This is a genomic window from Oleiphilus sp. HI0066, assembly GCF_001635725.1.
The window spans coordinates 1-1,130 of sequence record NZ_LWFH01001214.1; the positions used below are offsets into that span (position 1 = coordinate 1).

A 1,130-nucleotide genomic window follows, 5' to 3' on the forward strand; every position below is an offset into this window, starting at 1 on the left:
GTTAAGTGTAAGTGCCAACCTGCATGAGCGAGCATTAATGGAATCGGGTGAGGTCGCTCTCTCGGAAATACCATTTAGCCTAAGAGTGTTTGGCTTATTTTTAGTAAATGAATTTAAACGGCGTTTTGAGCGCCGAAATGTGGCTTTTATTTTTGATTTTGACGAAGACTTACCTGATTTCGTTGAAGGCGACCCTCAGAAGATTAGGCGGATCACGAGAAATGCATTTAAGCGTTTATTGTTGGAGCCGAGTTTGGAGCAAGTGACATTTAGCATAAGTAAGAAAGATATACCCATGAAAGACACTCGGTACGTGTTTGAGCTAGTAGGGCAAGCAAGGAAACATGGGCAGCTTCTGGATGCGACGGAATCTGGCTCAAATGCCGAACGCGGGCCCACGTCAATGCTAGAGATGCTCTGTTACATCATGGGTGCTCGCTGGGTGTTCTCAAAGGGTTTAGATGGTGAGTTGACCCAAAGTCTAAGCCTGAGGTTGCCTTCGCCTGTTATTGGTAGCGCAAGCAGCGTTAACCTAAATGACCTAAGTGGGCTTACAGAGGCGAGTGTATTGGTATACGATTTGGCTACGAAAGCAAATAGTTTTGTTTACGAAGCACTGTCTAGTGCGTGCGACAACATCGATTACACAAACTCATATGATCAGTTATTAAGTGCATTGAAGGGTCATCCAAGCTACCAAATATTAGTTGTAAGTGATCTTGTGCCTAACATGTCATCTCGCGAATTTTTGTCTGAATTAAGACGCTGCATTTCAGCAACAATTCAGATTCTTGTGGTGAGCGAAAGCCCTCAAGCGGGGGATGTTCAGGAGTATAGTGAGATAGGTGTGCAAGGACTGCTGTCGCGCAGTAATTTTGCGCATCTTGGGGTGCAAACCGTCAACTATATGCTTCAAACTGACCGAACGCTTGGTCACAAGCGAAAAAGCATAGTGACGCGCTATAGTGTTATTGATTTCCTTAGTCCTCTGAATATACAGGCGCTGCCGGCAGACTTAGCCCCAAATTACGATGTGGGTACTGTTTTACTCATCGCGGAAGAGTTGGTCTGTATCGAATTTACGCGACAACATTGTGAGAAGTTTGGTGCTCAATTTGTACACTACAAAT

General features: G+C 44.7%; 1 protein-coding gene. It reads left to right on the plus strand.

The features are described 5' to 3' along the window. Nucleotides 1-37: 37 nt before the first annotated feature. On the plus strand, nt 38-1,130 hold a 1,093-nt coding region (locus A3738_RS31205), incomplete at its 3' end, for a hypothetical protein (RefSeq protein ID WP_197473897.1).